The following is a 12,022-nucleotide window of genomic DNA, read 5'->3' as shown; positions in this document are numbered from 1 at the left end:
GTCGAGGGATGGACCCCGTCACCACCGCGCGCGTGGACAGCTGGACCTGGGCGGTGCGGATGTTCCGCACCCGTTCCCAGGCCACGGCCGCCTGCCGCGCCGGTCACGTTCGGGTCAACGGTGACAAGGTCAAGTCGGCCCAGGCCGTGCGCGTGGGCGACGAGGTGCGGGTGCGCAGCGCCGGCTTCGACCGGGTGCTCGTCGTGGCCCGGATCGTCTCCAAGCGCGTCGGCGCCCCGGTGGCGGCCGAATGCTACGTGGACAAGACCCCGCCTCCCCCGCCCCGTGAGGAGGTCGCGCTCGTCCCCATGCGCGACCGCGGGGCCGGCCGGCCGACCAAGCGTGAACGCCGCGACATCGATAAGCTGCGCGGCCTGGAGCGCACCGACCTTCCCGACGACGACTAGCTCAGACAGGCCGCGGTCAGGGCGCCAGCGACGGCGGGACGGTGATGCCGAACTCGTCGCGGAGGGCGAGCGTCGCCGCGTACCAGCCGTTCATCCCGTGCACCGCGGGGCCCGGCGGCGTCGAGGCCGAACAGAGGTAGAGGCCCGGCACCGGGGTCTGCCACGGCCGCCTCGACACGACGGGTCTCCTGACCAGCTGCCGCACGGTCACCTCCCCGCCCAGGATGTCGCCGCCGACGAAGTTTGGGTCGTGCTCGGCCATCCCCTGGGCCGTGAGTGAGGCCGAGGCCAGGATGGTGTCCCGGAAGCCCGGCGCGACCCCCTCGATCCGGCGCACGACGGCATCCGTCATGTCGGTGTTCGAGCCCCGGGGCACGTGCGTGTACGCCCAGAGCACGTGGTGGCCGGCCGGCGCCCGCGAGTCGTCGAGCACGCTCGGCTGGGTCACCAGCACGAACGGATGCTCCCCCACCCGGCCGCGGGACACCTCCCGTTCGGCCGCGGCCACCTCCGCCCGGCTGCCGCCCAGGTGCACGGTGGGGGCGAGGGCGACCTCCGGGTTCGCCCAGGGAACCGGGCCGGACAGGGCGAAGTCGACCTTGGCCACCCCGGAGCCGTAGCGGTAGCCCTCGAGCGCGCGCCGGTAGCGCACCGGAAGGGACCGGCTGGCGAAGCTCGCGAGGAACGCGGGCGAGGTGTCGAGCATGGTGACGCGCGCGGGCTCGAGCTCGCCGATCGAGTGCACCTCCGTCCCGAGGAGCAGGCTGCCTCCGTGAGCCGTGAGGTCGTCGACCAGCGCGTCGGCGATGGCCTGGGAGCCTTCCAGCGGGTAGCCCCACCCTCCCGCATGGGCGTGCGCGGCGAGCAGGAGGCCGGCCCCCGCGGCCGCGAGGGACGGCTGCCGTCCCGCCACGTGGGCGGCCACCCCGGCGAAGAGGGCCGCGGCATCCGCTCCGCGCAGCCGGGCCCGGCCGAGCGCCGTGCCGAGCTCCAGCACGTCGGCCCCGTACCGGAGCACGGCGAGGGGGTCGTCGGGCCAGCGCAGGAGCTGGTTGCCGGTGAACGACACGATCCCCTCGAGCCGGGTGACCAGGGGCTGGAACAGGCGTGCCCAGGCCTGCCCGCCACGCCCGAGGCCTTCGGCCGTGCGGTCGAGGTCGCGGTACGCAATCGCGGCACGCCCGCCGCCCAGCGGATGCGCGTAGGACACGTCGGGAACCACGAACGGCACCCGGGCGGTCAGTTCGAACGCACGGAAGAACGGCGAGGCGAGCGCGGCCGGGTGCACCGCGGAGCAGCTGTCGTGCCGGTAGCCGGGGAGGGTCAGCTGCTCGGTCCGCAGCCCGCCGCCCGCCGTCTCGGCCCGCTCGGTGACCCGCACCGACAGCCCGGCACGGGCGAACACGACCGCCGCGGCCAGGCCGTTCGGTCCGGAGCCGACGATGTTGACGTCAAGCACGGGCGTGACCAGCCAGGCCGACCGGGGCGACCAGCAGGCCGACCTCCGTGCGCACCCACCAGTCCCCCGTCGCCCGCCGTTCGGCCGGGGTCGTATACCGGTAGAGAAAGACCCGGGCCCGGATGCGGCGGGGCGGGGCCTGCGGGAACGGGTTGACCCGGAGCATCCGAAGGGTCGGGCCGTCCCCCTCGAGCAGGCGCACGATGAACGTCTCGAACCACCTCGTGTCCCGCGCGCCGAGGGCGAGGAACCACATCAGCCAGTCGAGGCGCAGGTGGTAGGGCGCGAATTGACGAGGCATCCGGCGCGGGTCGCCCGGCTTCCCGCGGAACTCGTACGCGCGCCAGGCGGACTCCTCGAAGGGATCCTCGGCGTCGCTGCCCTCCACCACCACCTCGAACCGGTCCTTCGTCACCGTGCCGAACGCGCCGTAGGCGTTCACCAGGTGGTACCGGTTGAAGCTGGCATTCATCAGCTGGCGCCGCGAGATCAGATTGCGGGCCGGCTGGTAGCTGAGCGCGAGCAGGAACACGGTCGCGGCCAGCACCACCACGACGAACCAGATCGCCGTGTCCGGCCTGGCCCCGGCGGACGGCAGCCACCGGAACACGAACCTGAATGCATTGTCGTCGACGGCGGCGAAGGCAAGCACGATCGTGATCCAGTTCAGCCAGGCGAAATTACCGGTGAGCACGAGCCAGAGCTGGCTGAGGATGACGATCGCCGCGGCGACGGACGCCACCGGCTGCGGCGCGAACAGGAAGAACGGCACGACCAGCTGCACGAAGTGGTTGCCGCGCACCTCGCCGCGGTGGAACCATTTGGGCAGGTGGTGCACGAACCAGCTCACCGGGTTGGGCATCGGCTGGGTTTCGTGGTGGTAGTAAAGGGCGGTCAGGTCGCGCCACTCCGCACCTCCGCGGATCTTGATCAGGCCGGCGCCGAACTCCAGGCGGAAGACGAGCCAGCGGAGGAAGAAGATGATCGTCACCGGCGGGGCGACCTCGTTGGAGCCGAGGAAGGCGACGACGAATCCGGCTTCGATCAGGAGGCTCTCCCAGCCGAAGGAGTAGAACGTCTGCCCCACGTTGACGATCGAGAGGTATCCGGCCCAGAGCAGCAGGAAGAGCAGCATCGGCAGCCAGGGCGGCCCCAGCTGGGGCAGGCCGGCCACCAGGGACGCAGACACGGCCGTTCCGGCCCAGGCGACGGCCAGGAGCATCCGGTCGGAATATCGCCAATGGAACACGCTCGGTGACTGCCGAAAGCGGATCCGCGCCACGAAGCGCGGGACCGGCAGCAGGCCGTGCTCGCCCAGCAGCGCCGGGAACTGGTTGATTGCCCCGACGAAGCCAACCAGGTAGCAGGCGGCTACCCCGCGCTGCAGCACCTGCCGCGCGAATTCGTAGTCGCCCGCAGCAAACCAGTCCATCGTGCAGTCACCATAGGCCCGCGCCACCGCGCCATCAAGTTCGGCGCCGCATCCACGACGACGTACCCTGCCGCTGCAGATCGACATCGCTGGTTGACGGCCGGGACTAAACCGGTATAGGCTGGCTAAACCGGTTCAGTCGCCCGGGGCCGCACCGGCCCGAATGGCAATCGGCGAGGAGGCCGCGTGAATACGCAGAAGGTGACCATCGCCGATGTCGCGAAACGGGCCGGCGTGAGCAAGGGCCTGGTGTCCTTCGCCCTCAACGATCGGCCGGGCGTCTCCCCCGAGACCCGGACGCGAATCCTGGCCGTAGCCGGAGACCTCGGCTGGAAGCCGTCCCTTCGCGCCCGCTCCCTCTCCACCCGCCGATCCTTCGCGCTCGGCCTCGTCGTCGCCAGGAACCCTGAGGTCCTCGGCTCGGACCCCTTCTTCCCGTCGTTCATCGCCGGCGTCGAGAGCATCCTCTCCGATCGCGGCCAGGCCCTCGTGCTCAGCGTCGTGCCGAGCGAAGAAGCGGAAATCCGAAGCTACCGGCAGCTGGTCGACGACGGCCGGGTAGACGGGGTCTTCCTGACCGACCTCCGGCACGACGATCCGCGCATTCCCCTGCTCACAGAACTGGGCCTGCCGGCCGTCACCCTCGGTCGTCCGGACGGTCCAAGCCCGTTCCCCGCCGTGTCGATCGACGACACTCCGGGCATCGCCGAGTCGGTGGCCTACCTCGCGCGGCTCGGACACCGCCGCATCGCCCACATCGCCGGGAGCTCCACCATGCTGCACGGCACCCGCCGTCGCGACGCCTTCGAAGCGGCGCTCTGCACCGCCGGGCTCCCCCTCGGCCAGACCATCGAGACGGATTTCTCCGTGGCAGCCGGTTCCGACGCGACCCGCCGGCTCCTCACCCGGGAGGATGCGCCGACCGCCATTGTCTACGCCAACGACCCGATGGCCATCGCCGGGCTCGGAGTCGCCCACGAACTGGGCATCCGCGTACCGGACGAGTTGTCGATCACCGGCTTTGATGACATCGACTTCTCGCGCTACGTCTACCCGCCCCTCACGACGGTCAGCGCGACGCCCGTGGTGTGGGGCCGGGCGGCCGCCACCACCCTGCTCGCCCTGATCGAGACCGGCGCCGCCGACGACGTGAACCTGCCCGCCGCACGGCTGATCATCCGCGGTTCCGCCGCGGCCCCGGCCCACACGCGAAAATCGGCCACCTGAAGACTCACCTGCCCAGGAGAAAAGCCCGCAGCAGAGCCGCTGCGATCACGAAATGGAGAGAACGATGCGTTCAACGAAGAAAAGGCGGATCCTCGCCGCGACGGCGGTGTCCGCCACGATGGTGCTCGCGCTGGGCGCCTGCGCCGGCGGCGGCGACGACAAGGCAGCTCCGGGCGCCGACGCGCGCGGCGACATCACGATCTGGTATTCGAACAACGAGTCCGAGATCGCGTGGGGCAAGCAAATGGTCGAAGCGTGGAACGCCGATCACCCGGGCGAGAAGGTCAAGGCCCAGGAGATCCCGGCGGGCAAGAGCAGCGAAGAAGTCATCGGCGCCGCCATTACCGCCGGCAACGCCCCCTGCCTCGTGTTCAACACCGCTCCCGTAGCGGTCCCGCAGTTCGAGAAGCAGGGCGGTCTCGTCGACCTGGGCACCTTCGAGGACGGCGTCTCCTACATTGAGGAGCGCAGCGGCGACACGGCGGAGCAGTACCAGAACGCCGACGGAAAGTACTTCCAGATGCCCTGGAAGTCCAACCCGGTGATGATCTTCTACAACAAGGATCTCTTCACAAAGGCCGGCCTCGACCCGGAGAACCCGGCGCTCGCGACCTACGACGAGTTCCTCGCCACCGCGCGCACGATCGTCAAGAGCGGCGCCGCCGAGAACGCCATCCACCCGGCGCCGACGAGCGAGTTCTTCCAGAGCTGGTTCGACTTCTACCCGCTGTACGCGGCCGAGACCGGCGGCAAGCTGCTCGTCGAGGACGGCAAGTCCACGTTCGCCACCGAGGACGGCCAGAAGGTCGCCGAGTTCTGGAAGACGATGTACGACGAAGGACTCGCCGGCAAGGAGCAGTACCAGGGCGACTCGTTCGCTGACGGCCAGGCCGCCATGTCGATCGTCGGACCGTGGGCCGTCTCGGTCTACAAGGATGCCGTGAACTGGGGAGCCGTTCCCGTTCCGACCAGCACCGGCACGCCGGCTGACGAGACCTACACGTTCAGCGACGCCAAGAACGTCGGGCTCTTCAGCGCCTGCGAAAACAAGGGCACGGCCTGGGACGTTCTGAAGTTCGCAACCAGCGAGGCACAGGATGGAGCGCTACTCGAGCTGACCGGGCAGATGCCGCTCCGCAAGGACCTGACCACCACCTACGCCGACTACTTCGCGGCCAACCCGACCTACGAGCAGTTCGGCGACCAGGCTTCGCGCACGGTCGAGGTTCCGAGCGTCAGCAACTCTGTCGCATCCTGGCAGGCCTTCCGCGACGCGTACTCGAAGGCTGTCATCTTCGGTGAGGGCGAGATTTCCTCGGCGCTCGAGGGAGCCGCGGAGAAGATCGACTCACTGGTCGCGAAGGATTAACACCGCCATGTCAACCGTGGCAACAAGCACGCCGCCGGCCGGGAGATCCACGCTCCCGGCCGGCGGGGCCCCCGCCCGCCGGAGGCGCCGCCCGCTCCTCGGGAAGAACCCCATCGGGATCCTGTTCAGCGCGCCGTACCTCATCTTCGTCCTGGCCGTCTTCGCGTATCCGCTCGTGTTCGCGGTCTGGATGTCATTCCACGACTACTTCTTCGCCGCACCCGGCGCCCAGATCGAGCGGCAGTTTGTCGGCCTCGAGAACTTCCAGGAGGTCCTTGCCGACCCCGCCGTGATCCGGTCGTTCGGGAACGTGGGCATTTTCCTCCTGATCAACGTGCCCCTGACGGTGGTGCTCTCGCTCGTGCTCGCCACGGCACTCAACAAGGTCGTGCGGTTCCGCACCTTCCTCCGGGTGTCCTACTTCGTGCCGTACGTGACCGCGAGCGTCGCGGTCGTCGGCGTGTGGTTGTTCCTCTTCAGCGGGAGCGGACTGATCAACCAGCTGCTCGGGCCGCTCGCACCGTCGCCGTCCTGGCTGATCAACTCGACCTGGGCGATGCCGACGATCGCCCTCTTCGTGACCTGGAAACAGCTCGGATTCTTCATCCTGCTCTACCTCGCCGCACTGCAGAACGTCTCCGAGGAGCTCTACGAGGCCGCGGCGACCGACGGAGCCGGCAAGGTGCGGAGCTTCTTCTCCGTGACCATCCCGGGCGTGCGTCCCGCCACCGTGCTGGTGCTGCTGCTCGCGACGGTCACCGGCGCCAACCTCTTCACGGAGCCGTATCTGCTCACCGGTGGCGGCGGCCCCAACGGCGCCTCCGCCTCCCCCGTGCTGCTCATGTACCAGCGCGGCATCGAACAGGGCTCGCCGGACGTGGCGGCCGCAATCGGAGTGATTCTCGTGATCGGCGTCCTCATCCTCGCTTTCATCCAGCGCAAGCTCGCGGGAGGTGATGAATCATGAATCGCGGTCAGCACATCCTCCGCGGAATCGTCCTGGCGCTGGGCGCGTTCGTGTTCCTGTTCCCGTTCTATTACATGATCATCGGCTCGCTGCAGGCCTCTCCGGACCCGAGTCTGGGGGGCGCCTTCCCCAACCCGGCCAACCTCACGCTCGACAACTACGCGGCCATCAACAGCCGCATCGGCCTGGTGCAGGGCCTCGTCAACTCCGGAATCTTCGCCGGCGGCGTGATCCTCTGCACCGTGGTGTTCGGGGTGCTCGTGGGCTACGCCCTCGCCCAGTTGCAGTGGCGCGGCCGAGGGGTGACCTTCGCCCTCGCCCTGCTCGTGCAGGTCGTTCCGTTCCAGCTCCTGATGATCCCGCTGTACGTGCTCATCGCCCGTGACTACGGTCTGGCGGACAACTACCTCGGCATGATCCTTCCGTTCGCGATCAACTCGACGGCCGTGATCATCTTCAGGCAGTACTTCCTCCAGGTTCCGCGGGAGCTCTTCGACGCGGCCCGCATCGACGGCGCCGGCGAGCTCAAACTGCTCTGGAACATCGCCCTCCCGTTGGTTCGGCCGGCGCTCCTCACCGTGGTGCTGCTCACCTTCATCGGCCCGTGGAACGAGTTCCTCTGGCCCTTCCTGGTGACGAAGGAGGCATCCCTGCAACCCCTGGCGGTGTCCCTGGCCAATTACCTCAGCACCGTCGCCGCTTCCGCGGCGAACCCCTTCGGCGCAATCCTCGCCGGCGCCTGCGTTCTCGCGGCACCGGCCGTGCTGATTTTCATCTTGTTCCAGCGACACTTCGTGTCCACCAATATCGGCTCCGGCGTGAAAGGTTAACAATGCCAACGACCACAGATTTCCCGTACACACTGACCCGGATGGGCGTCATCATGACGCCGGAAGAGGGCAACGCCAATGAGGCGGAGGGCGTGCTCAATCCGGCGACCGGGCGCAGCGCCGACGGCACCCTCTACCTCCTGCCCCGGCTCGTGGCCGCCGGCAATGTCTCCCGCGTCGGGCTGGCGAAGGTGATCATCACGGATGGCGTCCCCACCGGCGTCGAGCGTGAGGGCGTCGTGCTCGAACCCGATCGCGGCTGGGAGCGCGGCGCGAACAACGCCGGCGTCGAGGATCCGCGGGTCACCTACATCGACCGACTGGGCATGCACGTGATGACCTATGTCGCCTACGGCCCCCTGGGCCCGCGCACCGCGGTCGCCGTGTCGACCGACCTGCGCGAGTGGCGCCGGCTCGGCCCCGCGCTGTTCGCCTACGACGACGCACTCGACATGGACCTGAACCTGTTCCACAACAAGGACACCGTCTTCTTCCCCGAGCCGGTCACCGCACCCGACGGTGTGGAGAGCTTCGCCGTGCTGCACCGCCCGATGTGGGACCTCGGCGAGGTCAGGCCCGGTGAGGGCGTTCGCGTCCCGGCCGGCGTCACCGACACCCGCCAGAGCATCTGGATCAGCTACCTGCCCGTCGCCGACGTGCTGGCCGATCTCACCCTGCTGACCTACTGGAAGGGCCACCGCTTCCTGGCCGGACCGGAGTTCCCATTCGAGGAGCTGAAGATCGGCGGCGGCCCCGCTCCCCTGCGCGTGCCCGAGGGCTGGCTGCTCATGCACCACGGCGTGACCGGCACGATCGACGGCGCCTTCTCCCAGCAGCAGAAGGTCAACTACTCGGCCGGCGCAATGATCCTCGACGGGGACGACCCGACGAAGGTCATCCGGCGCACCGAAGAGCCGCTGCTCAAGGCGGAGACGCCCGACGAGATCAGCGGCATCGTGCCCAACGTCGTCTTCCCGACGGCGATCGAGGAGATCGACGGCCGGCACTACGTCTTCTACGGCATGGCCGACTCGAAGATCGGCGTCGCCCGGCTCGACCGCGCTAAGGCCTAACCCCTCCCGCACTCCTCACCTCCCGCGAAACCGCAGTTGTGCGCGCTAAAACGCAGTTTTAGCGCGCACAACTGCGGTTTCGCGGGAGTCCGCGCTACGTCGTAATCGGCGGGATCAAGCCGAGGGTCGCCTTCAGGCGGTCCTCGGCTTTTTCGTCGGCCTGGCTGGCGGCGAGGTTCGCCTCGGTGACGGCACGGACCACCTCGTCACGCTGGATTTTCACCCCGCGGGGGGCGTCGATTCCGATCCGGATGCTGTCGCCGCGTGCGTCGAGGACGGTGATGACGATGTCGTCACCAATGAGGATTTTCTCCCCCGACTTGCGTGTAAGAACCAGCACTCGCCCAGCCTAGCGCGACGGGCCGGGCGCTGGCCGCCCCAGCCATCTGACCGGAAAACCCAGGTCGTCCACCGTCGCCGGAGACGCGGTGAGTTCACGGCCCACGGCCACCACGGCGTCGATCGGAACGGCGTCCGACACGGCCCGAACCCACCGGGCGGTGTCATCGGCCTTGCGGCTCGCGTCGACGACCAGCCAGGTCTGGTCGGGCTCCATGGCGCCCAGGCTCGCGACTTGCCGGGCCAGGTCGCCGGCCGGTTGCGCGCCGCGACCGAGGGCGAAGGCGACGACTATGCCGTGCCCCTGCGCGACCCCGCCGGCCCGGGCCGCCAGCGCCCCGCGACGGTCGTCGACACGTTCGTTGCCCTCCCCCGGCAGGGCTCCGCCGACGCGGACTTCGCCCGACCCGACGGCCAGGACCAGGCTCCGGGCCGCCGCGAGAGCGTCGTCGGCCTGGCCGACAACGAGCACAAGGTCGCCGGCTCCGGCGAGGACTGCCGGGGCCACACGTGCCTTCGCCGCGGCCGGCGGGGTTCCGCCGGTGGCAAAGGTCAGCTCGTCCATCAGCGCGGCGAACCTGTCCGACCCGGTGGAGAGGCGATCCGCGGCGGCCGGATCGTGCGCGCGGGCCTCCGCCTCGTCCGCATCATCCAGCAGGGCCGCGATACCGAGGCGAGTGGGCAGGGCCACGCTGTCGCGGGCGTGCAGAGGACGGCGCGCCGGCATCTCGACGGTGACCTCGTAGTGCTGGCGGGCGAAGAACCCGCGGATGCCGCCCACCGTGACCCGCTCGGCGGCGACGATGGTGGCCTCGGGCCCGTGTTCGGCGAGGATCCGGGCCTTCAGTTCGCGCAGCGTCGCACCCTCAAGCTGAAATCGATTCGGTTCCACGGACCACCCCCACGGTTTCGATGGTCACGTTTGCCGACGTGGCCTCGGGGTACGACAGCACCGGGAGGCCCAGGGTCAGGGTGGACACGAGGCGGCGCACGGCGGGCCGCAGGGCCGGCGCGCACACGAGCACGGCCGCCAGGCCGCTGGACTCGACGGCCGCGACCGACGCCCGCACCGAGGCGAGGACGGCCTCAATCCGGGCGGGGTCGAGCATGATCTGGGTGCCCTGGTCCGTCGGGCGCATGCCCTCCATCATCGACTGCTCCAGCGCCGGTTCGATCATGATCACCCGCAGCAGGGAACCGTCGAGGTACTGGGCGCTGAGCGCAGGTCCCAGGGCCTGGCGGGCCGTTTCGATCAGGCCCTCCGGTTCGACGGAGACCTTGGCCCGGAGCGAGAGCGCCTCGTAGATCCGCGGGAGGTCGTTGATCGGGATCTGCTCCTCGAGCAGCCCCTGCAGCACCCGCTGCACCTCGGCCAGGGAGAGCAGGCCGGGGATGAGGTCGTCAACGGCCGCCGGGTTGACCTGTTTGACCCCCTCGGTGAGCACGCGCACATCCTCCCGGGTCAGGAGCCGTGCCGCGTTGCTCGTGATGATCGAGGAGAGGTGGGTGATCAGCACCGAGACGCGGTCGATGACGGTGGCGCCGGTCATCTCCGCGCTGTGCCTCAGCTCGCTCGGCACCCACTTGCCGGCGAGCCCGAACACCGGCTCGACGGTCACGATTCCCGGGAGCGAGTCGAGCGCGTCGCCGAGGGCGAGCACCTTGCCGGCCGGCGCTATCCCCCGGCCAGCCTCAACGCCGGAGATTCGGATCACGTAGGTCGACGAGGGCAGCTCGACGCTGTCCCTCGTGCGGACCGGCGGCACGACGACCCCGAGGTCGAGTGCGATCTTGCGGCGGAGGCCCCGCACCCGGGCCAGCAGGTCGTCCGAGGCCCCGCTGACGATGTCGACGAGGTCGGCGGCGAGCAGGATCTCCAGCGGGTGGACCCGCATTTGTTCGATCAGGTCTTCCGGGGTGTCGGAGCGAGGGGCGACCTGGTCAGCCATCACGGCGGCATCCGTCGTGAGCTTCTCGGCGTCCTCACGCAGCTTGATCCGTTGCGAGACGATGACGAGCACAGCCCCCACGACGATGAACGGGATGATCGGCATGCCCGGGATGAACGCCATCAGGATCGCGGCCCCGCCGGCGATCATCAGCGCGTTGCGGGACTGCGTCAGCTGGGCCCCCGCGGCCTGGCCGATGTCGCTTTCGGCGTTGGACCGGGTCACGATCATGCCCGTCGACACGGCCATGAGCAGCGCCGGGATCTGCGTCACGAGGCCGTCGCCGATGGTCAGCAGGGCGTACGTGTCGAGCGCTTCCGTGATCGACAGCCCGCGCTGGAGCATCCCGATCGTGATGCCGCCGATGATGTTGATGATGATGATGACGATCCCGGCGATCGCGTCACCCTTGACGAATTTCGACGCACCGTCCATGGCGCCGTAGAAGTCCGCCTCGGCGGACACCTCGGCGCGGCGTTCCCGGGCCTCGGTGTCGGTGATCAGCCCGGCGTTCAGGTCGGCGTCGATGGCCATCTGCTTGCCCGGCATGGCGTCGAGGGTGAACCGGGCCCCGACCTCCGCGACGCGTTCGGCGCCCTTGGTGACCACGACGAACTGGATCACGACGAGGATCAGGAAGATCACCGCGCCGATGATCATCGACCCGCCGACGGCCACATGCCCGAAGGCCTCGATGACCTGTCCGGCGTAGCCGTCGCCCAGGACCAGGCGCGTGGATGCGACGTTGAGGCCGAGCCGGAACAGGGTCGCGACGAGCAGCAGCGAGGGGAAGACCGAGAAGTCCAGGGGCTTCTTGACGAACATCGTCGTGAGCAGGGTCACCAGCGCCAGCATGATGTTGACGATGATGAGCAGGTCGAGGACCGGCGCCGGCACCGGCACGACGAGCAGCAGGATGATCCCCACCACTCCCACCGGTACGGCGAGCTTTGCGAGATTGCGGTTCATG

The 12,022-nt window shown here is 69.2% G+C and carries 11 protein-coding genes; 6 read left to right on the top strand and 5 right to left on the bottom strand.

Annotated elements, in window-relative coordinates; all coding sequences use genetic code 11:
- Positions 1-8: 8 nt before the first annotated feature.
- Positions 9-407, top strand: coding sequence for an RNA-binding S4 domain-containing protein (locus BLQ39_RS02175; RefSeq protein WP_092321449.1), 399 nt, complete (start codon positions 9-11; stop codon positions 405-407).
- A 16-nt stretch (positions 408-423) separates the two neighbouring features.
- Here the strand turns inward: BLQ39_RS02175 and BLQ39_RS02170 are convergent, their stop codons facing one another.
- Positions 424-1,866, bottom strand: coding sequence for a phytoene desaturase family protein (locus tag BLQ39_RS02170; RefSeq protein ID WP_092321448.1), 1,443 nt, complete (start codon positions 1,864-1,866; stop codon positions 424-426).
- Entirely contained in the window at positions 1,859-3,298 is a 1,440-nt protein-coding gene (locus tag BLQ39_RS02165) for a lipase maturation factor family protein (RefSeq protein ID WP_092321447.1), read from the bottom strand. The genes BLQ39_RS02170 and BLQ39_RS02165 overlap by 8 nt, the downstream gene beginning before the upstream one ends.
- Before the next feature lie 186 nt (positions 3,299-3,484).
- Here BLQ39_RS02165 and BLQ39_RS02160 point away from each other — a divergent pair, with 186 nt between their 5' ends.
- The 5 genes from BLQ39_RS02160 (at position 3,485) to BLQ39_RS02140 (ending at position 8,764) form a co-directional block, all read left to right on the top strand.
- Complete coding sequence (locus BLQ39_RS02160; RefSeq protein WP_092321446.1) at positions 3,485-4,525, top strand: LacI family DNA-binding transcriptional regulator; 1,041 nt, start codon at positions 3,485-3,487, stop codon at positions 4,523-4,525.
- A 64-nt stretch (positions 4,526-4,589) separates the two neighbouring features.
- Positions 4,590-5,894: a sugar ABC transporter substrate-binding protein gene (locus BLQ39_RS02155; RefSeq protein ID WP_092321698.1), complete on the top strand. Its 1,305-nt coding sequence runs from the start codon at positions 4,590-4,592 to the stop codon at positions 5,892-5,894.
- Positions 5,895-5,901: 7 nt separating this feature from the next.
- Entirely contained in the window at positions 5,902-6,861 is a 960-nt protein-coding gene (locus BLQ39_RS02150) for a carbohydrate ABC transporter permease (protein WP_092321445.1), read from the top strand.
- The gene (locus BLQ39_RS02145; protein WP_092321444.1) at positions 6,858-7,691 is read left to right on the top strand and encodes a carbohydrate ABC transporter permease; all 834 of its coding nucleotides are present in this window, start codon (positions 6,858-6,860) and stop codon (positions 7,689-7,691) included. Before BLQ39_RS02150 ends, BLQ39_RS02145 begins: the two co-directional genes overlap by 4 nt.
- A 2-nt stretch (positions 7,692-7,693) precedes the next feature.
- Positions 7,694-8,764 carry a glycoside hydrolase family 130 protein gene (locus BLQ39_RS02140; protein WP_092321443.1) on the top strand — a complete coding sequence of 357 codons (1,071 nt, stop codon included), beginning with the start codon at positions 7,694-7,696 and terminating at the stop codon, positions 8,762-8,764.
- A gap of 94 nt (positions 8,765-8,858) precedes the next feature.
- Here BLQ39_RS02140 and csrA read toward each other — a convergent pair whose 3' ends face one another.
- Genes csrA through BLQ39_RS02125 form a run of 3 tightly spaced genes read right to left on the bottom strand, consistent with a single transcriptional unit; the run spans position 8,859 to position 12,021 of the window.
- Positions 8,859-9,104, bottom strand: a complete 246-nt coding sequence (gene csrA / locus BLQ39_RS02135) for a carbon storage regulator CsrA (RefSeq protein ID WP_092321442.1) — start codon at positions 9,102-9,104, stop codon at positions 8,859-8,861.
- A gap of 9 nt (positions 9,105-9,113) precedes the next feature.
- A complete protein-coding gene (locus BLQ39_RS02130; protein ID WP_092321441.1) occupies positions 9,114-9,995 on the bottom strand; it encodes a hypothetical protein in 882 nt (293 codons plus the stop codon).
- Positions 9,970-12,021, bottom strand: coding sequence for a flagellar biosynthesis protein FlhA (locus BLQ39_RS02125; RefSeq protein ID WP_092321440.1), 2,052 nt, complete (start codon positions 12,019-12,021; stop codon positions 9,970-9,972). Before BLQ39_RS02125 ends, BLQ39_RS02130 begins: the two co-directional genes overlap by 26 nt.
- Position 12,022: the final 1 nt, after the last annotated feature.

Source organism: Cryobacterium psychrotolerans (assembly GCF_900101115.1).
Lineage (GTDB): Bacteria > Actinomycetota > Actinomycetes > Actinomycetales > Microbacteriaceae > Cryobacterium > Cryobacterium psychrotolerans.
Note: the sequence above shows the minus strand (reverse complement) of the source record. Positions and strands in the feature narration are given on the sequence as shown.

Excerpts from the sequence above, each read along its gene's own strand:
- BLQ39_RS02150 (WP_092321445.1), top strand. The coding sequence starts at position 5,902 with ATGTCAACCGTGGCAACAAGCACGCCGCCGGCCGGGAGATCCACGCTC.
- BLQ39_RS02125 (WP_092321440.1), bottom strand. The coding sequence starts at position 12,021 with ATGAACCGCAATCTCGCAAAGCTCGCCGTACCGGTGGGAGTGGTGGGG.
- BLQ39_RS02175 (WP_092321449.1), top strand. The coding sequence starts at position 9 with ATGGACCCCGTCACCACCGCGCGCGTGGACAGCTGGACCTGGGCGGTG.
- BLQ39_RS02140 (WP_092321443.1), top strand. The coding sequence starts at position 7,694 with ATGCCAACGACCACAGATTTCCCGTACACACTGACCCGGATGGGCGTC.
- BLQ39_RS02165 (WP_092321447.1), bottom strand. The coding sequence starts at position 3,298 with ATGGACTGGTTTGCTGCGGGCGACTACGAATTCGCGCGGCAGGTGCTG.
- BLQ39_RS02145 (WP_092321444.1), top strand. The coding sequence starts at position 6,858 with ATGAATCGCGGTCAGCACATCCTCCGCGGAATCGTCCTGGCGCTGGGC.
- BLQ39_RS02155 (WP_092321698.1), top strand. The coding sequence starts at position 4,590 with ATGCGTTCAACGAAGAAAAGGCGGATCCTCGCCGCGACGGCGGTGTCC.